Source organism: Bacillus cereus group sp. BfR-BA-01522 (assembly GCF_022662635.1).
Taxonomy (GTDB): domain Bacteria; phylum Bacillota; class Bacilli; order Bacillales; family Bacillaceae_G; genus Bacillus_A; species Bacillus_A cytotoxicus.
Map to the genome: position 1 here is coordinate 68,624 of NZ_JAKUDY010000009.1, position 25,797 is coordinate 94,420.

A 25,797-nucleotide genomic window follows, 5' to 3' on the forward strand; every position below is an offset into this window, starting at 1 on the left:
ATGAAAAAGGTGATTTTTGGTGGAATTGTATTGGCAGCATTGTTGATTGCGGTACTAGAACCTCAATATGGTTGGAGGCCAGATATGTCCATTGGAGAAGGAAATATAGTAGAAAAAGTAAATTTATAATACCATTGAGAAAGGCTCTTTTCAAACGAAAAAGGGCCTTTCTCAACATTTGTTCTCCAAAATTCTACAAAACTTGAGAAAGTAATTATTTGATTTTTTTGTATATTCATAGCGAAAACTTAATGATAATATAAAGCTACTCTTTTTAAAAATTTTTATTTAGGGGGAAGGTTGAATGAAAAAGAAGAGTTTAGCTTTTGTATTAGCAGCAGGGATGGCTGTGACGACATTTGGAGGGACGAGCTCTGCGTTTGCAGATTCAAAGAATGTGCTCTCTACGAAAAAGTACAATGAAGCCGTTAAATCGCCAGAGTTTGTAGCAGGTGATTTGACTGGAGCGACTGGAAAGAAAGCAGAATCTGTCGTGTTTGATTATTTAAATGCGGCCAAAGGGGACTATAAGTTAGGAAATAAAAATGCCGAAGATTCTTTTAAAATTAAAGAAGTGAAAAAGGATTCGGTAACAGATTCGACAGTCGTACGTATGCAACAAGTATTTGAAGGGACACCTGTATGGGGGTCTACTCAAGTGGCTCACGTAAGTAAAGATGGCTCATTGAAGGTGTTGTCTGGAACGGTTGTACCAGATTTAGATAAAAAAGAGAAATTAAGAAATACGAATAAGATTGAGGAGAAAAAAGCAATTGCCATTGCTGAACAAGACTTAGGGTTAAAACCAAAATATGAAGTAGAGCCCAAAGCTCATTTACATGTCTATCAAAATGGCGATGAAACAACGTATGCCTATGTTGTAAATTTAAATTTCTTAGATCCGCAACCAGGAAACTATTATTATTTTATTGAAGCAGAAAGCGGTAAAGTATTAAATAAATACAATACATTAGATCATGTAACTGAAGAAAGTAAAGTACCGGTTAATCAAGAGTTTACAAAACAAGAAAAAGGAGCTATCAAACCTGTAACGGGAACGAATGCAGTTGGGACAGGTACAGGTGTATTAGGAGATAAAAAATCAATAAATACGACATTATCTGGATCTACGTATTATTTACAAGATAATACGAGAGGGGCGCAAATTTTCACATATGATGCGAAAAATCGTTCTTCTTTACCAGGAACGTTATGGGCAGATGTTGATAATGCATTTCATGCAAAGTATGATGCAGCAGCAGTAGATGCTCATTATTATGCGGGCGTCACATATGATTACTATAAAAATACGTTTAATCGAAATTCTATTAACGATGCAGGAGCTGCGCTAAAATCAACAGTTCATTATGGAAGTAATTATAATAATGCTTTCTGGAATGGTTCGCAAATGGTATATGGAGATGGTGATGGAGTAACATTTACTTCGTTATCTGGTGGAATTGATGTAATTGGGCATGAATTGACACATGCTGTGACAGAATATAGTTCGAATTTAATCTATCAATATGAGTCGGGTGCATTAAACGAAGCGATTTCTGATATTTTTGGTACATTGGTAGAATACTATGATAATCGTAATCCAGATTGGGAAATTGGAGAAGATATTTATACACCTGGAAAAGCCGGAGATGCACTTCGCTCTATGAGTGATCCGACAAAGTATGGTGATCCAGATCATTATTCGAAACGCTACACTGGTTCTGGTGATAATGGTGGAGTTCATACAAACAGCGGAATTATTAACAAAGCGGCTTATTTATTAGCAAATGGTGGCACACATTATGGAGTGACAGTGAATGGTATTGGCAAGGATAAAGTAGGAGCAATTTACTATCGTGCAAATACGCAATATTTCACGCAATCGACTACATTTAGTCAAGCTCGTGCTGGTTTAGTACAAGCAGCAGCTGATTTATACGGTGCAAATTCTGCAGAGGTAACAGCGGTAAAACAATCATATGACGCAGTTGGAGTAAAATAAGAAAAAATAAAAAGGAGCGATATGCTCCTTTTTATTTTTTCTTCCATTTCCTCCATATATATATGATTCCGATGCAACTAGCAATTGTTATAATCCATTTTGCTTCATTCGTTCCATTCATAACATGATATGCAGAATATACTTCAATGAGCAATGCTGGTATTTTTCCGATTGTACTTGCAATGCTGAAGGATAATAATGATATTTTTCCTAATGCAGCAAATAATGTGATGATGCTTGATGGAATAAATGGAACGAGTCGAAATGATAAGACAAGAAAAAATGCTTCTTTCCCTTTTACGTAAAGGAGCCGCTTTATCTTTGGATAAGCATTTATTTTATCGTGTGTAAATTTTTGTAATCCTAAACGATAAAGATAAAATGAAACAATTGCACCTAAAGCTTCTCCTGTGATTGAAATCATTGTTCCATCTAGTAGACCGAATAATTGTATATTAATCGCTGTTAAAAATATGCTAGGGATGAGTCCAAGTAAGCTAATAACGATATTAAATAGAATACTAAGTGGAATGGCGATGGTATCATGCTCTTTTAATGTATCGTAAATAAGTTCGTCCATAGTGATAGATCCTTTATCTTTTTTAGCATTACACCATATTTCAGGAAGATAGGCAAGGGTGGATTTGTTGTAAAATACATAGTTTTTATTTTAAAAATTTGCAACATTATACCCCTTACGGGTATAATATATAAGGGGAGGGGGTATGTTGGTGGCCATTGCGTGAATCAAGAAAAGATGGTACCTAGAACAGATGAAGAAATTGAAAAAGTTGTAAATCGTTTAAAAAGAATTGAAGGCCAAGTGAGGGGCATTCAAAAGATGATGGAAGATAATCGCTATTGTATTGATGTATTCATTCAAATTTCTGCAGTGCAAAGCAACGTTAAATAAAGTTCGTTTTTCATTGTTAGAACGTTATGCAAATCGTTGTATAAAAAAGCTGTTCAAGAAGGAAATGGGGATGTATTTATAAAAGAGTTTTAATGAGAGTCAACAAACAGTTCTCGAAATAGAAAGGAGACGAACTGTATGGGGAAAACAAAACAAATAACAATTGGTATTGATGGAATGACATGTTCAGCTTGTTCCGCGCGGATTGAGAAAGTATTAAATAAGCTAGATGGTGTGGAAGCGAATGTGAATGTAGCAATGGAACAAGCGACGGTTCAATATGATGAAGAGGAACAAAATATAGAAGCAATTACAAATCGTATTAAGAAATTAGGATATGAAGTTCGAACGAAAAAAGTAAATTTTGATATTGAAGGTATGACATGTGCTGCATGTTCAAATCGAATTGAAAAAGTAATCGGCAAAATGGAAGGAATTGAAACAGTTACCGTTAATTTAGCTATGAACACTGCAACGATTGTCTATAAAGATGGTCTTCTTACAATAGAAGCGATTCTCGATAAAATAAAGAAATTAGGCTATAAAGGTAAACTGCAAGAAGACGTTGGATCGACGAAAAAAGAAGAGCAACTAAAAAAGAAAAGAAAACAACTGTTTCTTTCTATTTTATTGTCACTTCCCCTTCTTTATACGATGGTGGCACATTTGCCGTTTGAAACGGGAATACCAATGCCGCATTTTTTAATGAATCCATGGGTGCAATTATTATTTGCAACACCGGTACAATTTTATATTGGTGCACACTTTTATAGCGGTGCATATCGTGCATTGCGAAATAAAAGTGCAAATATGGATGTACTTGTTGTACTTGGTACATCGGCTGCATATTTTTATAGCTTATACGAAGGGATCAAAACAATACAGGAACCATCTTATTTACCTCAGCTTTACTTTGAAACAAGTGCGGTGCTAATTACACTAATACTTGTTGGTAAGTATTTCGAGGCGCTTGCAAAAGGAAGAACAACAGAGGCTATTTCAAAATTACTAAGTTTACAAGCGAAAGATGCCTTGGTTATTCGTGATGGAAATGAAATATTAATTCCTATAGAAAATGTTGTGATTGGCGATTCAATTATAGTGAAACCAGGTGAGAAAATACCTGTGGATGGTATTGTATTATCAGGTATATCCTCAGTTGATGAAGCGATGATTACAGGTGAATCTATCCCGGTTGAAAAACAAGTTGGTGATGCTGTAATAGGAGCGACAATCAATAAAAATGGTATTCTCACAATGCGTGCTGAAAAAATAGGGAAGGATACTGCCCTTGCAAGTATTATTAAAATCGTTGAAGAAGCTCAAGGGTCAAAAGCACCAATTCAGCGCATGGCAGATATCATTTCTGGCATTTTCGTTCCGATAGTAGTTGCGATTGCGATAGTTGCTTTTCTTGTTTGGTATTTTGCTATTGCTCCTAATGATTTACCACAATCATTAGAAGTCGCCATAGCTGTATTAGTAATTGCTTGTCCTTGTGCACTTGGTCTTGCTACGCCAACATCAATTATGGTGGGAACTGGAAAAGGCGCAGAGGCAGGTATACTTTTTAAAGGCGGAGAATATTTAGAAGCGACACATAAAATTAATGCTGTGTTACTAGACAAAACTGGTACTGTTACAAAGGGAAAACCAGAAGTTACAGATGTATTAAGCTTGCAAGATAATATGCTCGCATTTGCCGCTTCAGCAGAAAATGTTTCAGAACACCCATTAGCGGCTGCAATTGTTGAGTACGGGAAACAACAAGGAATTACACTCTTACCTGTAGAGGATTTTCGGGCGGCACCTGGACACGGTATTGAAGCTAGGATTGAAGCACAGTCCATTGTGATTGGAACGCGAAAATTAATGAATGAGCATGGTGTGAATATAGGTCAGTTTGAAGAGCACATGGCCGCTCAGGAAGCTGATGGTAAAACTGTTATGCTTGTAGCGATTGAAAATCAATTCGCAGGAATGATTTCTGTAGCAGATACAATTAAAGAAAGTTCAAAAGAAGCGATTCATGAGATGAAATCTGCTGGAATCGATGTATACATGGTAACAGGTGACAATCAGCGAACAGCAGAAGCAATTGCAAAACAGGTAGGAATTGAACATGTGTATGCGGAAGTGTTACCCGAGAAAAAAGCACGTATTGTGGAGGAATTACAGCATAACGGGAAACAAGTGGCGATGGTTGGTGATGGGATGAATGATGCTCCAGCCTTAGCAAAAGCCGATATTGGGATGGCGATTGGAACAGGAACAGATGTAGCAATCGAAGCAGCAGATGTTACTCTTGTCGGTGGGAACTTAAAACATATCCCGCAAGCAATTGAGCTAAGTACAAAAACAATGAAAAATATTCGCCAAAATTTATTCTGGGCTCTGTTTTATAATGCAATTGGTATACCAATTGCGGCAAGCGGTCTGTTAGAGCCTTGGGTAGCTGGTGCGGCGATGGCATTTAGCTCTGTGTCTGTTGTAACAAATGCTCTTCGTTTGAAACGTGTTAAAATATAAATAGAATGGAAACTAAAGTTCTTATTTTTATAAATACAAGAGGATATAGAAGGAGGAAATAAAAATGACTGTAACATTAAATGTAAAAGGAATGACATGTAATCACTGTAAAGCAGCTGTAACAAATACCCTTCAAGAGATAAATGGTGTAAGTCGTGTAGTAGTTGAGTTACAGGCAGGTACAGTAGAAATTGCATATGATGAAACGAAAGTAAATGTTCAGCAGTTAAAAGATGCAATTGAAGAACAAGGTTATGATATTGTATAGATATTCATAAAAAAACGTGTGGATTTTATCATTCTACACGTTTTTTTTATGAATTGACTTTTCGTGCAGTTACAATAATAATCATGGAAGAGGTGATAGAATGAAACGATTTGGCAACATATTGTTAAGTAGTTTACTGGCAATGATTCTTATATTAAGTGGATGTGCTGGGAAAGAGCAAAAGAAAGTAGAACAAAAAGGAAACAACTCAGCATCCATCGAAAAAGTGAGTGACAATATTTTAGACGAAATGGAAGGACCACCGAAAAATGGTCATACGATAGAAAGACATGTCGGTAAAACAGAAGAACAATTACAGGAACGTTTGCGTACTGATAAAGTATCTGCAGCAAGTACATATTATGATAAAGAAACGGCTACAAAAGCTGTAAAAGATAGTATAAAGCAACATGAGCAGGAAATTGATAAGTGGTTAAAGAACTCTAAAGAAAATCGTCTTGTCTTACATACAAAACATTCATTCCCTGTTGGAAAAACGGTATTAAAAAAGAATATGAGTGTAAAGGATAAACTTATGAATACAGTTACAGTTCTCGCAAGAGATAAATCAGGATCATTAGGTTTTAAAATAGTTACTTCCTACCCATCAGATAAATAAAAAAGGAGGGGCAATATGTATTCAACACTTCAATATTTTTTTAAAGCATATTGCACATTGAGCGTGCATGAAGAAGAAATAGCAGAGGCAATGAAAGAGTTTTTGGAGCAAGAAGAACAAGAAAATATTCAAAATTTACAAGAGGAGCTATTACATATATGTGAGGATGAAGCGTGGGAAGAAGGGTGTGTATTAGCTGCCAAGTATGGAAATCGTATATGGTCTTTAGAAGAAACGAAAAATCATTTGGAGATCTTCATGCAATTGTTGCATACGAAAAAGGCGTGATGAATCACGCCTTTTTATATACACTTTTTGAAATTTGACCATTTGAAATGACTTGCCCATCTTTTGTTACTTTTTTGTATGTAACGGCAGTAATTTTATTTCCAGTATTGCTGATGACTTTGGAGGAAACTTCCACATTCTTACCAGTTGGCGTACCGAAAATACGAGTCGTAATCCGGTTACCATCAGAGAATGCTTGAATATAAATATAATGCCCAGTATTATTTTTAAATTTTAAGTCAGGGCCGTAATCAGCTACAGCCGCATCTTGTCCGAGTGGTAAATAGTGAACAGGCATAGAATGATTACTACGAGCAACAACTCCTAAATCTGCACGTAGTACAGCTCCATATAAAGTACTACTTACTTGACAAACACCGCCCCCGGCACTTTGAACTACCTTTCCTTGTAAATAGACAGCAGCTGACTTATAGCCGTGTGCAGCATCTGTAATTCCGACACGTCCATTGAAACTAAATGTTTCATCTGGTGCTACAATTGCTCCGCTTAATGTATTGGCAGATTTATTTACATTAAAGGACTGGCTTCCATTTCGTCCAGTCATAGGCGTGGAATATTCTGCAATCACTTGTTTGATCCCCATATTTTGTATATCTTCTGTAGAACGTTCAGGTTTGATAGAAGCAATAGGAAGTTTGATGTTTTGTGTATTTGCAGCAATGGCTTGTTTTGTTAAGATTGCTAATTGCTCTTTATCAATTTTTTCACCGTTCTGGCTTTCGCTAATATTTACAGTAGTTCCTGAAATGTTTAATTCAGCATTAACAGGATTCTTTAAAGTTTCATTATATTTATCCTCCATAAAGGCTTCATAAGCAGTAGAGTTTAACTGTGGCTTCAGCTTATACTCGCGTTTTAATTCACCATGTATCGCCTTTTTTCTCATGTTATAACGATCTATAATGTTTCCTTGCTGTTCTTTAAAAATATTCGCAACGATATCTTTTTCTTTATATTCTACACCGAGATCTTTCCATGTGTATGTTTGTGTATTGTTTTCAAATACATAGTTGAGTGATTTTTTATTTAATTCCTCTACTTTCTGTTGCACAATTTTTTGAATATCTTGCTTATTTTTTCCATCCAGAGGAATCCCTTCAAATGTAGTATGTGGTAATGCAGTAGTATCTAGTTCTTTATTTAGTTTTGATATGTACTGATAGCCGCTGATTCCACCTGCACAAAGTAAGATACCACCAGTAATAGCAGAACAAATAAGGAATTGGTGCAGTTTCATTTGTTTTCCCCCTTAGTAATGAATGGATAACATGATATGTATTCTGTTTTTTACATAAGAATGATGCAAATAGCATTATGTATGTACCAGTATACTATTATTCTTATGAAAGTGTAATCTTTATATAAATAATGTTACAATTATGTAATAATAACCTATTTTTGGGAATTATTATCTATTAAGAATGGGGAAGGATAATTATAATAAAAAGGCTGCATAGAAAAGTTCTAGCAGCCTTTTTATTATAATTTTTTATGTTCACTTTTATTCGTAACCTCTAGATGTTTTTGTAAAGTAACAGATATATTTTGAACGCTCTTTTCATCAGGGACATAGTAATAAATACCATCTATATATTTATCTGATCCTTTTACTTGAAGCTTGTCCATTTTTAAATCTGAGCCCATTGAATGCTTTGTAATTGTCATCATGTCATCAAAAGTTAAATTCGTTTTTAAATCGCGATCAACGGCATCTAATAAACTGCCAAGTTTGTTAATAGAATTGATAGATAATGCTTTTTGAGCAATTGCTTCTAAAACAAGCTGTTGACGCTGCCCGCGCATATAGTCACTATCAATATGTCGAGTTCTTGCTAAGGCAAGTGCTTCTTCACCATTTAAATGCTGACGCCCTTTTTTGAGGTGGATTGCTTCTGCTTCATCTTTACTGTTTTGTTCTGTAAATTCTACTGGGACGTCCACAGTAATACCACCAAGTGAATCGACAATTTTGATAAAAGATGTAAAGTTAAATTTAACATAGTAATCAACCGGAACATTTAAAAAACGTTCGACAGTATCAATGGTACTATCAACACCACCAAATACATGGGCGTGTGTAATTTTATCTTTTTTATGGCGTGATTTAATATATACACGGGAATCCCGAGGGATACTAACAAGCTTGACTGACTTGTCATTTTTATTAATTGTAGCAAGTAGTAGCGCATCTGTACGTGTCGCTTTACCGTAATTTTTCTCGCGAATATCGCTCTCATCTACTCCCATAATAAGAACAGAAATATTATCTGTCATAGGTTTTACGGCTTTTTCTCGCTTATTTGATTTATCGCCTCGGTTTAATTCCAAGTAAGCATTATTCACAATAGATTTTGCTTTACTATATAGATGGAAGAAGTAGCTTCCACTTCCAAGCGTAACGATGAGTAATGGAATCACAATGAACCAAAGTAGACGTCTTTTTTTAGCGTGCTGCTTTGAGGTTCTACTATTTTTCTCTAAATCAAATTTCATTTGTTGCTCTCCTTTAAATTAATCAATATATTCTTCAGTAGCGTATATAGATAAGACACATAAAAAATATTGTACGCTAAATAGAGGAGATTGTACATGTATAAAAAATAGATATCGCGATTATTTATGAGGTATCTATTTACGTTTGTATTATTGTGTGCAAAAAATGAGGAATACATTATTGTAACAAGAAAGAATCTGTAATCATAAATAGTGGGATTATTGCCATATCGATATAACTTCGTTAAGTTTCTACAATGGATTTCCAGAAGAACGTGTGAAAAATGGACATGTCTAGGGTTCACTACGGTGCAATTATTTGTTCTAAATTCGGGATATCTAAGTAGTTTTATACAAAAATTTTAGGATTTTAAATAATAAATGAATTATACAGAGAAGATAGGAATTCTTATAAATTCGATTTATGTGTAGGAAATGAATAGCAAATTAAATGATTTTTTTTAAATCCACCAAAGCGTCCAAGCTTCCCAGAGATAACAGGTCTTAAACCTTTAATATTTGCTGTTAAAGGATATATAAGCAGCGGTTGCACATTTAAAACGATATGGAGTAGAGACAGAGCCGATATGTGTCGATGAAATAGCAGGGAAAAAATTTTTGTTTTTCCAAAATCCAGATTTACTTCCATTAGAATGATATGAGGAATGAAAATTGGGGAATTTTATCTAGATTTGCTTTTCAATAAATGAAGAAACTAAAGGAAAACTTCTTTTAAAAAGGAGGTGTAACTTTAGCGAGAAAGCTAAAGGATTTTGGTGGGAATTTTAAAATTACTTATGGTTGCTATTTTAATTGCTTTAACAGCCTTTTTTGTTGCCGTTGAATTTGCTATTATAAAGGTGAGAAGTAGTCGTATCGATCAACTTGTAATCGAAAAAAGACGAGGGGCATTAGCGGCGAAGAAAGTCACTTCGAATTTAGATGAATACTTATCCGCTTGTCAGCTTGGAATTACAATTACAGCTTTAGGATTAGGGTGGTTAGGTGAACCGACAGTTAAACATATGATAGAGCCATTATTTTTGAGAATGAATATTTCATCAGTAGCTGCAAGTACAGTATCATTTATTATTGCATTTGCAGTCATCACATTTCTGCACGTCGTTGCTGGAGAGCTGGCTCCAAAAACGTTTGCGATTCAAAAAGCAGAAAAAGTTAGCTTGTTACTGTCACAGCCTCTTATTTATTTCTATCGGATTATGTACCCCTTTATTTGGGCTTTAAATGGGTCTTCACGCTTTGTGACAGGAATATTTGGACTTCAACCTGCTTCTGAACATGATGTGGTACATTCAGAGGAAGAATTGCGTCTCATTTTATCGGAAAGTTATGAGCGAGGGGAGATTAATCAAGCAGAATTTAAGTATGTAAATAACATTTTTGAATTTGACAATCGATTAGCGAAAGAGATTATGGTTCCCCGTACGGAAATTGTAGGATTATATGAAGATGAACCATTTGAGACGCATATTCAAATTATTAGACAGGAAAAATATACAAGATATCCCGTATTTGGAGAAGATAAAGATGAAATTATTGGGATGGTGAATGTAAAAGATTTATTCATTCGCTATATGGATGGAGGACGAGAGGAAGAATGTTCTATTACGCCGTATACAAGACCTGTCATTGAAGTGTTAGAAAACATTCCGATTCACGATTTGTTGTTACAGATGCAAAAGCGAAGAATTCCAATGGCTGTTTTATATGATGAGTATGGCGGGACGGCTGGTATTGTAACTCTTGAAGACATTCTAGAGGAAATTGTTGGGGAAATTCGAGATGAGTATGATGAGGATGAATATCCACCAATAGAGCACATAAGTGAAACATGGAAAATTGTAGATGGAAAAGTACGTATTAGCGAAGTAAATGATTTATTTGGACTACAGCTATTAGCGAATGATGTCGATACAATCGGTGGCTGGATTATGATGCAGAAACAAACGATTACAGAAGGGGATTATATTGAAACAAATGGATTAGTATTCAAAGTCCTGGAAAAAGACATGCATCAAATAAAACGAGTAGAAATTATGAGAAAAGAAGAAAAAGGGGCGTTTAAGGAGAGGAAGGATTAGATAAAGTGAAACTTTAATCAGTGGGGGCTTCATCCCCTACTGATTATGAGCCCTCACCAATCGGGCTGCCCTAAAATAGCGGGATAAAAAACATAATGTTTGCGCTTTCAAAGAAGGTGCTATATAGTGGATGGAGATGGAAATGTTTCTATGAAAATGATGTTTTCATAGAAACAATGCTAAAACTTTAAAGATATACAACGAAAAGCATAGGTGATAAATATGATAGCGACAAAAGACATACGGATAGAAAAAGATTTCTTAGGTGAGAAAGAAGTACCAAATGAAGCTTATTATGGAGTCCAAACTTTACGTGCTGTGGAAAACTTTCCAATTACAGGATATCGTATACATGATTCACTCATCACTGCAATGGCGATTGTAAAGAAAGCGGCAGCGCTTGCCAATGTGGAAACAGGTTATTTACCAGAGAACATTGGTAAGGAAATTGCAGCAGCAGCTCAGGAAATTATGGATGGTAAACTTCATGATCAATTTATTGTCGATCCTATTCAAGGTGGGGCTGGAACTTCCATTAACATGAATGCGAATGAAGTAATTGCAAATCGTGCATTAGAACGGATGGGATATGAAAAAGGGGATTATGCAAAAATTAGTCCGAATACACATGTCAATATGGCACAATCCACAAATGATGCATTTCCAACAGGAATTCATATTGCAACTTTAATGATGTTAGAGGAGCTTCTTATTACGATGGAAGAGCTTCATCGTGCATTTATAAAGAAAGCGAAAGAATTTGATCATGTCATTAAAATGGGACGTACGCACTTACAAGATGCTGTTCCTATTCGACTTGGACAAGAATTTAGCGCATATAGTCGTGTATTAGAACGTGATATAAAAAGAATTAAACAATCTCGTCAGCATTTATATGAAGTTAATATGGGCGCAACAGCTGTTGGCACAGGATTAAATGCAAATCCAATGTATATTGAACAAGTTGTAAAGCATTTACGAGAATTAAGTGGTTTTCCACTTGTAGGAGCGGAGCATTTAGTAGATGCAACGCAAAATACGGATGCATATACAGAAGTATCCGCAGCGCTTAAAGTATGTATGATGAATATGTCTAAGATTGCAAATGACTTACGTATTATGGCTTCTGGTCCAAGAGTTGGATTAGCAGAGATTCAATTGCCAGCTCGTCAGCCAGGTTCATCTATTATGCCTGGGAAAGTTAATCCGGTTATGGCTGAAGTGATTAATCAAGTTGCCTTCCAAGTGATTGGGAACGACCATACGATTTGTTTAGCATCTGAAGCAGGGCAATTAGAATTAAATGTAATGGAGCCAGTTCTCGTATTTAATTTAATCCAATCTATTAGTATTATGAATAATGCATTTCGTGTATTCCGTGAATATTGCATTGAAGGTATTACGGCGAATGAAGAACTATTGAAAGAATATGTGGAACGAAGTGTTGGGATTATTACAGCAGTCAATCCTCATATTGGATATGAAGCTGCTTCTCGCATTGCTCGTGAAGCAATCGCAACAGGAAAATCAGTTCGAGAACTTTGCCTAGAACATGGTGTTTTAACAGAAGAAGAACTGGATATTATTTTGGATCCATATGAAATGACACATCCTGAAATAGCCGGAGCATCATTACTTAAAAATAAAAAATCTTGATACGTTCGTATCAAGATTTTTTATTTAGCAAAAGATAATATAACAACGAGACATAAAAGGCTGATGAACGAGTCATCAGCCTTTTATGTTAAAAAATATGGAATATGGAGTTAAGTTGAAGTAAGCTAATGATAGCTAAGAAGATTAAGCTATATTTCATTGCTACTTTAAATAGTGCAGACTCTTTACCAACTAATCCAACTGCTGCACAAGCAACTGCTACAGATTGTGGCGAAACCATTTTTGCCATTGTTCCACCGACTACATTTAACGCAACAAGTGTAGATGGTACAATATCCAACTGAGCTGCAGTTACTGCTTGAAGTGGTGCGAATAATGAACCACTTGACACAACTGAACCTGTAATGAATACGCCAATCCATCCTAAGATTGGAGAAAGAATTGGGAATACATTTCCAGTAGAAGAGAATGCTAATCCAAGTGTAGATGACATCCCAGAGTAATTCTCAACATAAGCTAAAGCGATAACGCTACAAATTGTATAAACTGGAGCTTTTAATTCTTTAAGTGTTTCAATTATAAGTTCTTTAATCATTTTGCCATTTACACGATATAGGATAAGTGAAACAATAATCGCTAATACAATGGCAGTAGTTGTAGATGAGAATACATCTAGTTTAAAAATACCTGCAAAAGGTGTATCTGCTTTTGTGATCGGTGCAGTTTTTATAACTTGATTATGAAGACCAGGGAATTGAATATTGAATACTAAGCTCTCAAGTGCACCTTTTGGAGCGAATAAAGCTTTAATTGGTTTTAAATTAAAAATTGTTACAAATGCAGTTAAGAATACAAATGGAGACCAAGCATATAAAATTTGATTGAATGTATGAGATTGTTTCTCTTCTTGTTTTTCTTCTTTAGCAGAAGATTTTGGCTGCCAAACTCGTAAAAATAATGTAAGAGCAACCATACTTACAACTGCTGCGAAAATATCAGTAAGTTCAGCGCCTAAGAAATATGTTACAGTAAATTGAGTAATGGCAAATGAAACACCGCTAACAAGAATACCTTGCCATGTTTCTTTAATGCCCTTAAAACCATCAACCATTGCAACAAGTAAGAACGGTAAAATAATACTAATAAATGGTAGAATCGTAACAGTGTGACGACCGACAGTTAATGCATCAAGTTGAGTTAATTGTGCTGGTACTGTAACTGGAATACCCATTGCTCCCATTGCGCCACCAGCGATGTTAGCTACTAAACAAATACCTGCTGCTTTTAATGGATTGAAGCCCATACCAACAAGTAATGCAGCTGTAATAGCAACCGGAACTCCAAATCCAGCTGCACCTTCTAAGAAAGCACCGAAAGAATAAGCGATTAATAATACCTGTAAGCGTTGATCACTTGTGATACTTGAAATACTATCACGAATAACATTAAATTGTTCAGTTTTTACAGTTATTTTGTAAAGGAAAATTGCTGCGATAACAATTGTACAAATTGGATAAAATCCAGATAAAATACCGAATCCTGCTGATGCCACAGCTGCAGTTGTGGGCATTTTATACACAAAGATGGCAATAATAACAGCAACAATTACACTGTAAAGACCAGAGATATAACCTTTCATTTTGAATCCCGTTAAACAAATGATGAAACAAAAAATTGGTAAAGCTGCTATTAGTGCAGAAAGCCAAATGTTGTTTAGTGGATCATAAATTTGTGTCCAAGTATTCATGAGAATAACAACTCCTATCTATATTATGTGAAGTTATTCACATTATTTGTGAAATAATTCACAATCAAATTACATTGTTAAGTATAATCCTGTTCAACACTATTGTCAACGTGAAAAAGTATAATTATTCCACAATAGTGTTATTTATGAACAAAACCTTACATTTTGTTCATAAATCTGACAAAATGAGTGCTCATATATTTTGAGCACTCTATCAATATTTTATTCATAAATAATAGAAAAGAAAAATAGACAGTTTAAAATGATCACCTTTCCATATATTCCTTCATCTTTTCGTATGTCATAGGTCCAACATGTTTAAAATGAATGATACCTTTTTGGCTAGAATAAAGGAGGGTGGAATACTAGCAATTTGATAAGTTGTATTCGCTTGTCCTTTTGTATCAAGTCAAACAGGAAAAGTAAATCATTCTCTTAAAGAAATTGTTTTACATAGTTAGGGGCTTTTTCAAAAGGATTTGCGTTTACAGCAACTATTTCAATTTCATCTATTTTTGAGTATTAGTAGAATTTTCCTATATTAGGTGTTTTGATTTTACATGGCCCACACAGCTTGCTCCAAAATTCAAGATCACTTTTTTCCTTTATAGTCGGACAAGGATATTTCATCCCCATCTACTGTTTGTAAATGAGAATTTTGTTCCATTGGTATAAGATTATGGATAATCGTCCAAACAAGTGCAATACTAAGTACAGCGACAATCATTCATTTTTTATTAGAAATCAGCTCTTTTACCAAAAATTCACTCTTTCTATCGTAACAAACTGATTACTAAGGGGCAAATAACTTTACAAGGATATATCATTTGAGAACAGTATTTTACAATACCATTACAGAAGGAAGTAGAGAGAGAAAATATAATAAAAACGTTGATAAATCAACGTTTAGAAGCAATGTATTCAGCTTTAAATATTTTGCATTTTTTCTATATCATATAGTATAATATTCAAAATCAGCGAGTTTTTTGTATTTTGTGTTGATTAAAAAGGAGGAAAATAATTTTACCGTTTAGGTTGATAAAGTTGTGTCGTAACAGGAAATATAAAAACAAGTATATAAATAAATAAAGAGAAAATAAAATGAAAAAATGAGGGGAACTTTATGAATCAAAATCAATTTGATTGTCGTATTTTAGAAGAAGATGTTCAAATGTTACGAGCTTTAGCTCATCCATTACGTTTGCGCTTAGTAATGGAACTTATGCAACGTGGAACGTGCAATGTAACACAATTGCAGGAAGTATTAGAAATTCCGCAATCAACTGTTTCACAACATTTAACGAAACTAAAACAAAACAAGGTTGTTCGTTTTGAAAGACGAGGTTTAGAAGTATATTACCAAGTGCATAATGATAAAGTAAGCAAAGTGGTAAAGACATTATTTTCATAAAATTTCAATATTTAGGAAAGACGTATAGAAATATACGTCTTTTTTTATGGAATACATTCAAAAAAATATGGAAAGATAGAGAGGAGTGTATTTTGTAAAAGGAGGAATACATAATGGATGTAAAACGGGTAAAACAAATTTTATCGTCCTCGAGCCAAATAGATGTTACCTATCAAGGTGTACCAGTTTGGATTGAGAGTTGTGATGAAGGACGTGGAATTGCACAAGTTCATGATATAACGGCACCACATGAAACAGTAGAGGTTGATATTACAGCGTTAGAAGAAAAATAAAAAAGCATGATGTTGCAAACGCACGTCTTTTTTTAGCGATGTAAGGATTCATAATATATAGGCAGAAACAGATTCGTTCTTGGAGTAAAAAAGACTCTCAAGTTTGAGAGTCTTTTTTACTATTCCATCATATGTGCAATTTTTTTCGAGAACATGAGAAGTATTAAGCCAAGTACAATTACGATCATACCAATACTTGCGAATACTTCTAAGTATCCTAGAGATTGCGTGAATGCTGCTAATGCCCCAGCAATATAGTTTGCAATACCAGTACCTGCTAACCATACACCCATTAATAGGGAAGCTAATTTCACAGGTGCAATCGCACTTACCATTGATAATCCAATAGGTGATAAGAATAGTTCACCTAGCGTATGGAACATATATGTGATAACAATAAATAGTAAATTAGCCTTTACAGTAATATGAGCTTCGTCACTGCCTGTTTTTAAAACTGCCAATGTGAGTACAAGATAGCCAATTCCTAATAAAATCATTCCAAGAGCCATTTTTGTTGGGACTTTTAAATCACCACGTTTAGATTTAGATAACTTAACCCATAAGGCTGATACAAATGGTGCTAATAGTACGATAAATGCTGGGTTAACAGATTGGAACCAAGATGTTGGAACTTCCCAACCAAAAATAGTACGATCAACAAATTTATTTGTATAAAGAGTAAAAGAACTACCAGCTTGTTCAAAACCTGCCCAGAAGAATACAACGAAGCAAGTTAAAATAACAATTGCCCAAGTGCGCTTTTTCTCTTGTTTCGTTAAAGGTTTTTTCTCAATTGCTTTCGTATCTTTATTTTTTGCTGTTTTTCCAACGACAGTTGTTCCAGCGTTACCGAGGTAACGTGGAGCTAGTAAGTTAAAGACAACTTGGCCAATAATCATACCGATACAAGCTGCAAGGAACCCGTATTTGTAACCCATTACCATAACGCCATCAACATTTGTCTTGAAGAAATCTTCAGCTAAGTATCCGCAAATAAGCGGTGCGAAAAAAGCACCTACGTTGATACCCATGTAGAAGATAGTAAAGGCGCTGTCACGACGTGAATCGTTTTCGCCGTATAGTTCACCTAATAATGTAGAAATATTTGGCTTGAAAAATCCGTTACCAATAATTAATAATATTAGTCCTAAAAAGAGTCCGGTTTTTGTATTCATGGAAAATAATACAAAGTTACCAAGTGCCATAATAATACCACCAACGGTAATGGCATGACGTCTTGTAATAAAGTGGTCTGTTAACCATCCACCGGCAATTGGTGTAAAATATACGAATGCGGTAAAAATTCCGTATAATTGCACTGCGAAACCTTTATCAAGCCCTAGACCACCGCTAATGGCAGCTGTTGTTAAGTAAAGAACTAAAAGTCCACGCATGCCATAATAACTAAATCTTTCCCAAGCTTCTGTAAAGAACAATAAATATAATCCTGGTGGGTGTTTCTTTGGTGTTTGCTGTTCTTTAGCTTTTTCTAATTTTAAAGCTGCATCCATTTTGTTGTCCCCCTAATCTTACATAACGGATATTTATGTAATCATTTTAATTTAAAAAATATTTAGAAGTCAATAGAATTATATGGGAATAGAAAGAAAATTTTTGAAATAACTCATTTAACTTCATCCACTAGCATATTTTCTCCTTAAATTTGCTTAATAAGCGTTTTCAAATGTAACATTTAAATTCTCAAAGAAAATAAAATAATGATAAGTCGGAAAATTTAGAGTAATCAATTTTTCTGATATAAAGAAATTGCATTCTACTTATTTTTACAATATAACATATGAAGTATAAAAATACAAAAAAATAATGTGACATTTCCGGGAATTCAAAATAAAAACAATTTCCGAGGAGAGGTTGTTTCTATTTTGAATTCCTATATAGGTCGCGCATTCTTTTTGAAATAACTCTGTACGTAACTGAGTATCACCACATTCTAAATCAAGAATTATTTTTTCTTTTACATCACAGATAAGTTGTAACAAGGCAGGGTTTTCAATCATATCATTTGAGTTATCTTGTCGATATTTCCGCTTCATATATTGTTTGAAAAAGAGTCTTCATTATACGCTTCAGATTCTATAAATGCCATGTTCTCATTCCCTTTACATATTTTGTTTCTTCTATCAAACTTTAAAAGCAAGTGATAGATTTCTTTGGTTGCATCATATATAATTACATTATGTAAGCGTTTTCTTTATGTTATTTTTCTATAATAAGATTAAAAAACGTGTTAAGCTAATAGAGGGAGTATTGGCATTATTGAGATAATAATCCGCTTACATGAATGATGGGAGGCTTCACAATGTCTAGTAAAACACTTGCAAAATTTTTAGAAGAAAATTTAGAAGATTTGAAAGCAAAGGGACTTTATAACGTAATTGATCCGCTAGAAAGTCCAAATGGACCAATGATTACAATTGGCGGGAAAGAATATATTAACTTATCTTCAAATAACTATCTTGGCTTAGCAACAGATAATCGTCTGCAAGAAGCGGCAATTGGTGCAATCCATAAGTATGGTGTTGGTGCGGGGGCAGTTCGCACGATTAACGGTACACTTGACTTGCATATCAAATTAGAAGAAACAATTGCAAAGTTTAAACATACAGAAGCAGCGATTGCATATCAATCAGGATTTAACTGTAACATGGCAGCAATTTCAGCTGTAATGGATAAACATGATGCTATTCTTTCTGATGAGTTAAACCATGCATCTATTATTGATGGATCTCGTTTATCAAAAGCAAAAATAATCGTTTATAAACATTCTGATATGGAAGATTTACGCAAAAAAGCAATCGAAGCCAAAGAATCAGGGCTTTACAACAAATTAATGGTTATTACAGATGGTGTTTTCTCAATGGATGGTGATATTGCAAAATTACCAGAAATCGTTAAAATCGCTGAAGAATTAGATTTAATGACATATGTAGATGATGCACATGGTTCAGGAGTGCTCGGAAAAGGTGCAGGTACTGTTAAGCATTTCGGTCTTTCAGATAAAGTAGATTTCCAAATTGGTACACTATCAAAAGCAATTGGGGTAATTGGTGGATATGTAGCAGGGAAGCAAAACTTAATCGATTGGTTAAAAGTGCGTTCACGCCCATTCTTATTTTCTACAGCTTTAACACCAGCTGATGCGGCGGCTTGCAAGAAATCTATCGAGATTTTAATGGAAAGTACGGAGCTGCATGATCGTTTATGGGAAAATGGTCGCTATTTAAAACAAGGGTTAAAAGATCTTGGCTTTAATATTGGGGACAGTGAAACGCCAATTACACCATGTATTATTGGTGATGAAGTGTTAACGCAAGAGTTCAGTAAACGTTTAAATGAAGAAGGTGTATATGCAAAATCTATCGTGTTCCCAACTGTACCAAGAGGAACAGGGCGTGTTCGTAATATGCCAACAGCAGCTCATACGAAAGAAATGCTTGATGAAGCAATTCGTACGTATGAAAAAGTAGGAAAAGAAATGGGGATTATTTAACACTTTTACATCTTTTGAAAGCTTGCAAATGAGGAGTGGGGAAAATGAAAAAAATTTTAGTAACCGGTTCTTTAGGGCAAATTGGTTCTGAACTTGTCATGAAACTTCGTGATGTATACGGCACATCAAACGTTATTGCAACTGATATTCGTGAAAAAGACAGTGAAGTAGTCAAATCTGGTCCGTTTGAAAAATTAGATGTAACAGATGGTCAGAAACTCCATGATATTGCAAAACGTAATGGAGTAGATACAATTATTCATTTAGCAGCTTTACTTTCAGCAACTGCAGAAAAGAATCCGCTGTTTGCTTGGAATTTAAATATGGGCGGACTTGTCAATGCACTAGAAGCAGCACGGGAACTAGATTGTCAGTTTTTTACACCAAGTTCTATTGGTGCATTTGGTCCAACAACGCCAAAAGATGCTACACCGCAAGACACCATCCAGCGTCCGACTACAATGTATGGGGTAAACAAAGTAGCAGGAGAATTATTGTGCGATTACTATTATCATAAATTTGGTGTTGATACGCGCGGGGTACGTTTCCCAGGTTTAATCTCTTATGTAGCTCCTCCAGGAGGCGGTACAACTGATTATGCGGTGGAAATTTATTATGATGCAATTAAAAAAGGTGCATACACCTCCTACATCGCAGAAGAAACATACATGGATATGATGTATATGCCCGATGCTTTGCAAGCAATTATTTCATTAATGGAAGCTGATCCAAGTAAACTCGTACATCGCAATGCTTTCAATATTACAGCAATGAGCTTCGAGCCAGAACAGATTGCTGCAGCAATTCGCAAACACATTCCAACATTTACAATGGATTATGCAGTAGATCCAGCTCGCCAAGCAATTGCTAATAGTTGGCCAAACTCAATTGATGCAACGGCAGCAAAAGAAGAGTGGGGTTTTAAAGCGGAGTATGACTTAGATAAAATGACAGCAGATATGCTAGCAAAATTAAAAAAAAAGTTAACAGATGAGTTAGTACTGAGTTAATGAAGAGAGCCGATTCGAATGGATTGGCTCTTTTTTGTCATCATACCTAAATGTAGTTTAGGAAAGAAATAACGTTTCTCGTTATATGGACTTTACCGTATTCTTATCTAGACTGCTTTGTTTGGTGCTAGCTTCAGGGGATTGCTCGTTCGATAAATCACAACTAAAAACAGGGGCCCTGTTCGGCCCCTGTTTGCTATTCAATCGTCTTCAGTAGTAATTTCTTCAATAAGGGTTTGATTTTTAATCGTAAATCTTCAGCATCATTGGCGATTAAGAAATGATGATTATAGATGTTTTTCATCAATTGATAAGTTGCTTCTTTTGCTTCGCCTTCTTCGATGAAGATACCAATGACTTCCATTCCGTTTTTGCGAGCAAGTTTAACAGCTTCGTGCGTATCTAAAATACCATCTTGTTGATAATCTAGTGCAGAAGGTTCACCGTCTGTAAAAACGAGTAAGAATTTATGTTTTTCTGTTCTTTTCGCGAGCTTTTCAGAAACGATGCGAATAATGTAACCGTCGCGATTGTCTTCTTCTTCACGTAGTTGCATAATTTCAGGTCCAACATTTGGAAGTGTTGAGTTTTTGTATGTTACAACTTCATGAATGACATTCGGTTTGTTTTCTGGGGTAGCGCTTGAAGCATCTTCCCAAAAGCCGCTGATGGCGTGTGGGATTTTTAATGATTTTAATGCTTCATGGAATAACACAACACTTTTCTTTGTTTCTTGCATTTTATTATACATAGAACCAGAGCAATCAACGAGCAGTTGAAAGGCTACATCAAGTTCTTGAGATTCTTGTCCTTTTTTATAAAACATTCGCGGCTGTTTTTCGGTATAAATACGTAAAAACTTTTTATGAAGTCTTCCATAATATTTATCACTATTTGCATTTGTTTTATTTTCAATCGTTTTCTCAATAATTTTCTTTAATTCTTTCACATCTTTATTGATAATCGACTTGATGGCCTGATAGTCTTTCTTTTCATCATGGTTTGGCTTGCGGGATTCTTTAAATGTATGAGAAGCACCGACGTTATATTTACCGTATGTGCCTTCATGCTGGCTAGAAGCATGCGACGCTCTCGCATCTTCAGCATCAGCTCCATCAAAGTTGGACTGTGTACTCTTTTGTGAAGTTCCTTGTACGGAGCCGAGCGCTTGATCGCCATCTTCAGATTCACGAGCTGTATCACCCATCATATTCGTTTTTGTTCCACTTTCTAATTCAAAGCGTAAGAAATTTTCATTTTCATTATTTTTGTTTTCTCGATGCCATGTAGAAAAGCTTTCATTTATTTTACTTTTATTTTCATTGTCATCGACAATTTGAATATCATCATTTGCTAAGTCTTCAGGATGTCCATCTTTTTCATCAGCAATAACAGATAAATAGAGAGGGGCATGCCCAAAGTAGGTGTTAATCATATCACTTTCAAGAAATCCTTCTAAACGATAACGAATTTTCTCCACAATATACATAATATCTTCTGTATTACGAGCTTGGAATACATCGTGTAACAACGTTTCAATTTGTTCAAAGTACTCATTGTGAAACATTTCGTATTTATCGCTTGTGAGTGAGAGATAGCATAAGCAGAAAAGACGATCAGCTTGATAGTTACGAACGCGATTTATTTCATTTTGTGAACTGAAATAATTACGGTACATTTCTTTACGTCTTTTGAAAATATACTTCGTACCAGGGCGTAAATCTTTTACAATCTCTTCAATGCGTAAGTCTTCCAGTAGAATAAACAATTGTGTTAGAAATTTTGTAAGAGAAGACTCTTGTAATTCGATAGCGTAAGATCGAATTAATCTCATATCGGAATAATGCTTATTGCCAAGTGCCTTTAAAAATACTTCGCTTTTTAAGCCGACTATCATATCGTCTTCTTTGCGATCATCCCAAAAATGACTGATGACAACTTTTTGTTCAACTTCATCATAGTATGCTTTATAGCCATATTCTAAGTAAGCATCATCTTCTTTTAGAAGGGCATACATTAAGTTTTCCATTTGAAGAAACAGCGACGCATCAATTTTTTTGTCACTAAAAATTTGTCTCATGAATTATCCCTCAAAGAAGTAGCTCTCCGCTAATTCACGGACAGTCATTTGTTCTGTTTCATCACTTAGTTTTGCAATGATGCTTCGTTCGATTGCACGCATAACGGGGATATATACACTTAAATCACATGCATCAAGAATACCGCGAATACTTGCTGCTTCTTCACTTACACGACCGTCACGAGCAAGAGGCATAAGGTCACTTGCAAATGCAACAAACTTTTCAATAGTTGCCATATCTTTTAACTTTGAATCAGATAATAATAATTCTTTTAATGTTTCACCTTGAATATAAGGAACTTCAATGATAACGAAGCGGTTTTTTAAAGCTTCATTTAATTCGCTTGTTCCAACATAACCTTCATTAATAGCTGCGATTACACGATATTCTTCATCTCCATGTACAACTTGCTGTGTAAATGGGTTTGTAATCATTTTACGATAATCTAATGCACCATGAAGAAGGGGAAGTGTTTCAGGTTTCGCCATGTTAATTTCATCAATGTATAGGAAATGACCATTCTTCATTGCTTTCATAAGGGGACCATCAATAAAGGTAACTTCAGAAGCACCATCTTTTGTCTGTAGTGTGTTGTATCCTAAAATCCCTTCTACATCTAGGTCAACAGAGCAGTTAATGCTATGCATTGGCTTTTGAAATAAGGAAGAAAGCGTCTCTGCTAGTACAGTTTTTCCACTACCAGTTGGTCCTTTTAATAGAATATTTTTTCCAAGTAAAAGAGCTGTAATAGCATCTTCAAGAATGCTATTATCAGCCGCTTTATACACTTTTGTTCCAATTAAATGTTTATTTTCACCAGCTGCTTGCTTATTTTTTTCATGAATTGCCGCTAGTAGCTGCTTTAAATCAGCATGTATATGCAATTGTTCTAACATGTGTTTCCCACCTAACATTATTTTCATAAAATAAAACAATATATCTTATGATAACGTGTTTTTTTATGGTATGCAAAGGAAAGAGAAGGGAGGAAGCGGGCATTATAAAACAAAGAAGCAATCGAATTTGAATAGATTATTTTTTTAGTAGTAAATATACATAATAGCTGAACGAAGTGACTTTTCCTATTTATACCTTTCATTTATTCTTTCTTACATATAAAATCGATAAGCAAAAGAGGCTCTTAATCGTTTTTTAATCAGTGGGAATGAAGACAACGGTGATTCAAGTTTCGTCGGTGCATTTAATGGTTATTTTTGGGAGCGTGTTATTTCATTCTTGTTATGTTAGGAATGGGAGGATTCGATCTCGCCTTATGTAGAACACTATAAAAGTCATTAAGAGAAAAGAAGCGGTGAGTAAACCAAAAAAATGGTTATTTCCCGCTTCTTTTTGTTAGCTTGCTTTGTTATTTCGGTGTTCAGAAATAAGGGGCGGTGAATTCTTCATTAAAATTGGATAAAGAATAAGGCCTAATACAAATAACCCAATTCCTAAGAAAAATGTTGTTAAGTCTGCTGTTCCTGTTTTAATAACCCAAGTGGAATAAAAGAATGCCAGTAAGGTGATGATTCCATCTTTTATACGAGAACCAGTTTGTATCTCATATGTTTCGCCCGTTATAACGAGTTTTAGTTGATATAGTGTAGAAACAAGATATGGGATTAAATAGGCTAAAGTGGCAACGACAATGGCGAAATGATAAGCTTCTGAAACCGTACCAGAAATCGTAGAAAATAAGAAAATTTGTGTCATAATATTTGTAATGAGAAGCGCTTTTGAGGGACTTCCTTTTTGATTTGTTCTTCCAAAGAATTTTGGGAAAAGTCCATTCTTTGCTGCTTGATAAGGTACCTCAGAACTAACAACAATCCAACCAACAGTAGAGCCGAATAGAGATATAAGTGCAAGCAGTGCCATAATGTAAGCGCCTTGATTACCAATGGCTAAGTTTAGAGCATCTACTAACGGCTTTTGCGACTCTTTCAAAACTTCTTGCGGGAGAGCTCCCATTGTTAGCAATGTAATCGCCATATAAATAAGAAGAGCAATGATTAATCCTAAAATAGTAGCTCTTTTTACGTCACGCTGTGATTTGGCTCGGTTCGATAGCATAACAGCTGACTCGATTCCAATAAAGGCCCAAAGTGTAGCGATAGCAGCAGAATTGACTTGTCCACCTAATGGAATTGATGTTCCAGATTCACTCATAAAAGTTTGTCCATCACCCAAATTAGAGACGTTAAAAATAAATAATGTAATCACAATAAACATCGTAAATCCAATAATCTTAGCAATGGTTGCTACAAGATTCATATTGCCTGCTCGATCAATATTTTGAGATAGAATATATTGAATACCCCACAGCATAATGCTACATACCGCGAATGTTAATCCTTTTCCAAGCTCCAATGAAGAGCCGCTTATGGAAAAGAGAATTTGCTTGCTTTGTAAAATCGGGAAAAACGTAGATAAATATCCTGCAAACGAAATAATGACGGAAGCAGTCGCTGCCCAATTTGCCGCCCAATATCCCCATGCCATGCTATAACCAGCCACTTTCCCGATTTTTGGTGAAGGGAACATGGCTTGTGCATAACTTTGTGGGCCCGCCTTTAATTCTGGTTTACGTACGGAAAGATTTCCAAATACAAGTGCAATCGTAAATACACCAAGTCCTGTAATACTCCAAGCGAGTGTAGAACCTAAGGGACCTGATACTTGTGCTAAATTTGCCGGTAGCATAAATACGCCTCCTCCGACCATATTCCCAACTACGAATGCTGTTAAAATCCATAAACCCCATTTTCTCGTTTCCATATTTATGATCTCCTTTGTAGTAGTTTTGCTTATTCATCATCTTTTACTAGCTTTTTATAAACAAAAAAGAGCCATGTAGATAAAAAATACCTACATGGCTCTTTAGCAAAGTGT

General features: G+C 35.1%; 20 protein-coding genes and 2 pseudogenes. 14 read left to right on the forward strand and 8 right to left on the reverse strand.

Annotated features, from left to right (window positions below; genetic code table 11):
* Together MR059_RS14230 and MR059_RS14235 are read left to right on the forward strand one after the other, a co-directional pair.
* The gene (locus MR059_RS14230) at nt 1-129 is read left to right on the forward strand and encodes an NprX family peptide pheromone (RefSeq protein WP_140388385.1); all 129 of its coding nucleotides are present in this window, start codon (nt 1-3) and stop codon (nt 127-129) included.
* A 175-nt stretch (nt 130-304) separates the two neighbouring features.
* Nucleotides 305-2,002 carry a M4 family metallopeptidase gene (locus tag MR059_RS14235; RefSeq protein WP_011983624.1) on the forward strand — a complete coding sequence of 566 codons (1,698 nt, stop codon included), beginning with the start codon at nt 305-307 and terminating at the stop codon, nt 2,000-2,002.
* A gap of 31 nt (nt 2,003-2,033) precedes the next feature.
* Here MR059_RS14235 and MR059_RS14240 read toward each other — a convergent pair whose 3' ends face one another.
* Nucleotides 2,034-2,582, reverse strand: a complete 549-nt coding sequence (locus MR059_RS14240) for a TVP38/TMEM64 family protein (protein WP_011983625.1) — start codon at nt 2,580-2,582, stop codon at nt 2,034-2,036.
* A 177-nt stretch (nt 2,583-2,759) separates the two neighbouring features.
* Between MR059_RS14240 and MR059_RS14245 the strand changes: the two are divergent.
* The 5 genes and pseudogenes from MR059_RS14245 to MR059_RS14265 all read left to right on the forward strand — a co-directional run bounded on the left by MR059_RS14245 (nt 2,760) and on the right by MR059_RS14265 (nt 6,619).
* Nucleotides 2,760-3,037 (forward strand): annotated as a pseudogene (locus MR059_RS14245) (metal-sensing transcriptional repressor).
* Nucleotides 3,038-3,053: 16 nt separating this feature from the next.
* On the forward strand, nt 3,054-5,444 hold the full coding sequence (locus MR059_RS14250; RefSeq protein ID WP_011983627.1) for a heavy metal translocating P-type ATPase: 2,391 nt from the start codon (nt 3,054-3,056) through the stop codon (nt 5,442-5,444).
* A gap of 64 nt (nt 5,445-5,508) precedes the next feature.
* The gene (copZ, locus tag MR059_RS14255) at nt 5,509-5,712 is read left to right on the forward strand and encodes a copper chaperone CopZ (RefSeq protein WP_011983628.1); all 204 of its coding nucleotides are present in this window, start codon (nt 5,509-5,511) and stop codon (nt 5,710-5,712) included.
* 100 nt (nt 5,713-5,812) lie between these two features.
* Nucleotides 5,813-6,331, forward strand: coding sequence for an RNase A-like domain-containing lipoprotein (locus tag MR059_RS14260; protein WP_011983629.1), 519 nt, complete (start codon nt 5,813-5,815; stop codon nt 6,329-6,331).
* A gap of 15 nt (nt 6,332-6,346) precedes the next feature.
* Entirely contained in the window at nt 6,347-6,619 is a 273-nt protein-coding gene (locus MR059_RS14265; RefSeq protein WP_011983630.1) for a hypothetical protein, read from the forward strand.
* A gap of 4 nt (nt 6,620-6,623) precedes the next feature.
* Here MR059_RS14265 and MR059_RS14270 read toward each other — a convergent pair whose 3' ends face one another.
* Together MR059_RS14270 and MR059_RS14275 are read right to left on the reverse strand one after the other, a co-directional pair.
* Complete coding sequence (locus MR059_RS14270) at nt 6,624-7,877, reverse strand: VanW family protein (RefSeq protein ID WP_011983631.1); 1,254 nt, start codon at nt 7,875-7,877, stop codon at nt 6,624-6,626.
* A gap of 242 nt (nt 7,878-8,119) precedes the next feature.
* Nucleotides 8,120-9,133: an LCP family protein gene (locus tag MR059_RS14275; RefSeq protein ID WP_011983632.1), complete on the reverse strand. Its 1,014-nt coding sequence runs from the start codon at nt 9,131-9,133 to the stop codon at nt 8,120-8,122.
* A gap of 284 nt (nt 9,134-9,417) precedes the next feature.
* On the opposite strand from MR059_RS14275, the pseudogene MR059_RS14280 reads away from it, so the two are divergent.
* From MR059_RS14280 to aspA, 3 genes and pseudogenes are all read left to right on the forward strand, one after another.
* Nucleotides 9,418-9,790, forward strand: a pseudogene (locus MR059_RS14280) (VOC family protein).
* 119 nt (nt 9,791-9,909) lie between these two features.
* The gene (locus tag MR059_RS14285; RefSeq protein ID WP_242161879.1) at nt 9,910-11,235 is read left to right on the forward strand and encodes a hemolysin family protein; all 1,326 of its coding nucleotides are present in this window, start codon (nt 9,910-9,912) and stop codon (nt 11,233-11,235) included.
* 222 nt (nt 11,236-11,457) lie between these two features.
* The gene (gene aspA / locus MR059_RS14290; protein ID WP_011983634.1) at nt 11,458-12,891 is read left to right on the forward strand and encodes an aspartate ammonia-lyase; all 1,434 of its coding nucleotides are present in this window, start codon (nt 11,458-11,460) and stop codon (nt 12,889-12,891) included.
* 88 nt (nt 12,892-12,979) lie between these two features.
* On the opposite strand, the gene MR059_RS14295 is transcribed toward aspA, so the two are convergent.
* Entirely contained in the window at nt 12,980-14,599 is a 1,620-nt protein-coding gene (locus MR059_RS14295; RefSeq protein WP_011983635.1) for an L-lactate permease, read from the reverse strand.
* 1,123 nt (nt 14,600-15,722) lie between these two features.
* Between MR059_RS14295 and MR059_RS14300 the strand changes: the two genes are divergently transcribed.
* Both MR059_RS14300 and MR059_RS14305 read left to right on the forward strand, forming a co-directional pair.
* Nucleotides 15,723-16,010: an ArsR/SmtB family transcription factor gene (locus tag MR059_RS14300; RefSeq protein ID WP_011983636.1), complete on the forward strand. Its 288-nt coding sequence runs from the start codon at nt 15,723-15,725 to the stop codon at nt 16,008-16,010.
* 113 nt (nt 16,011-16,123) lie between these two features.
* Nucleotides 16,124-16,303, forward strand: coding sequence for an acid-soluble spore protein H (locus tag MR059_RS14305; RefSeq protein WP_011983637.1), 180 nt, complete (start codon nt 16,124-16,126; stop codon nt 16,301-16,303).
* 119 nt (nt 16,304-16,422) lie between these two features.
* Here MR059_RS14305 and MR059_RS14310 read toward each other — a convergent pair whose 3' ends face one another.
* Nucleotides 16,423-17,814 carry a peptide MFS transporter gene (locus tag MR059_RS14310; protein WP_011983638.1) on the reverse strand — a complete coding sequence of 464 codons (1,392 nt, stop codon included), beginning with the start codon at nt 17,812-17,814 and terminating at the stop codon, nt 16,423-16,425.
* 809 nt (nt 17,815-18,623) lie between these two features.
* Here MR059_RS14310 and MR059_RS14315 point away from each other — a divergent pair.
* Both MR059_RS14315 and MR059_RS14320 read left to right on the forward strand, forming a co-directional pair.
* Entirely contained in the window at nt 18,624-19,814 is a 1,191-nt protein-coding gene (locus MR059_RS14315) for a glycine C-acetyltransferase (RefSeq protein WP_011983639.1), read from the forward strand.
* Nucleotides 19,815-19,849: 35 nt separating this feature from the next.
* Nucleotides 19,850-20,824, forward strand: a complete 975-nt coding sequence (locus tag MR059_RS14320) for an L-threonine 3-dehydrogenase (RefSeq protein ID WP_176371912.1) — start codon at nt 19,850-19,852, stop codon at nt 20,822-20,824.
* Between the two features lie 196 nt (nt 20,825-21,020).
* Here the strand turns inward: MR059_RS14320 and MR059_RS14325 are convergent, their stop codons facing one another.
* From MR059_RS14325 to MR059_RS14335, 3 genes are all read right to left on the reverse strand, one after another.
* A complete protein-coding gene (locus MR059_RS14325; protein WP_011983641.1) occupies nt 21,021-22,904 on the reverse strand; it encodes a vWA domain-containing protein in 1,884 nt (627 codons plus the stop codon).
* Nucleotides 22,905-22,907: 3 nt separating this feature from the next.
* Entirely contained in the window at nt 22,908-23,801 is an 894-nt protein-coding gene (locus tag MR059_RS14330) for an ATP-binding protein (RefSeq protein WP_011983642.1), read from the reverse strand.
* A 457-nt stretch (nt 23,802-24,258) separates the two neighbouring features.
* Entirely contained in the window at nt 24,259-25,683 is a 1,425-nt protein-coding gene (locus tag MR059_RS14335) for an amino acid permease (protein WP_011983643.1), read from the reverse strand.
* Nucleotides 25,684-25,797 lie beyond the last annotated feature (114 nt).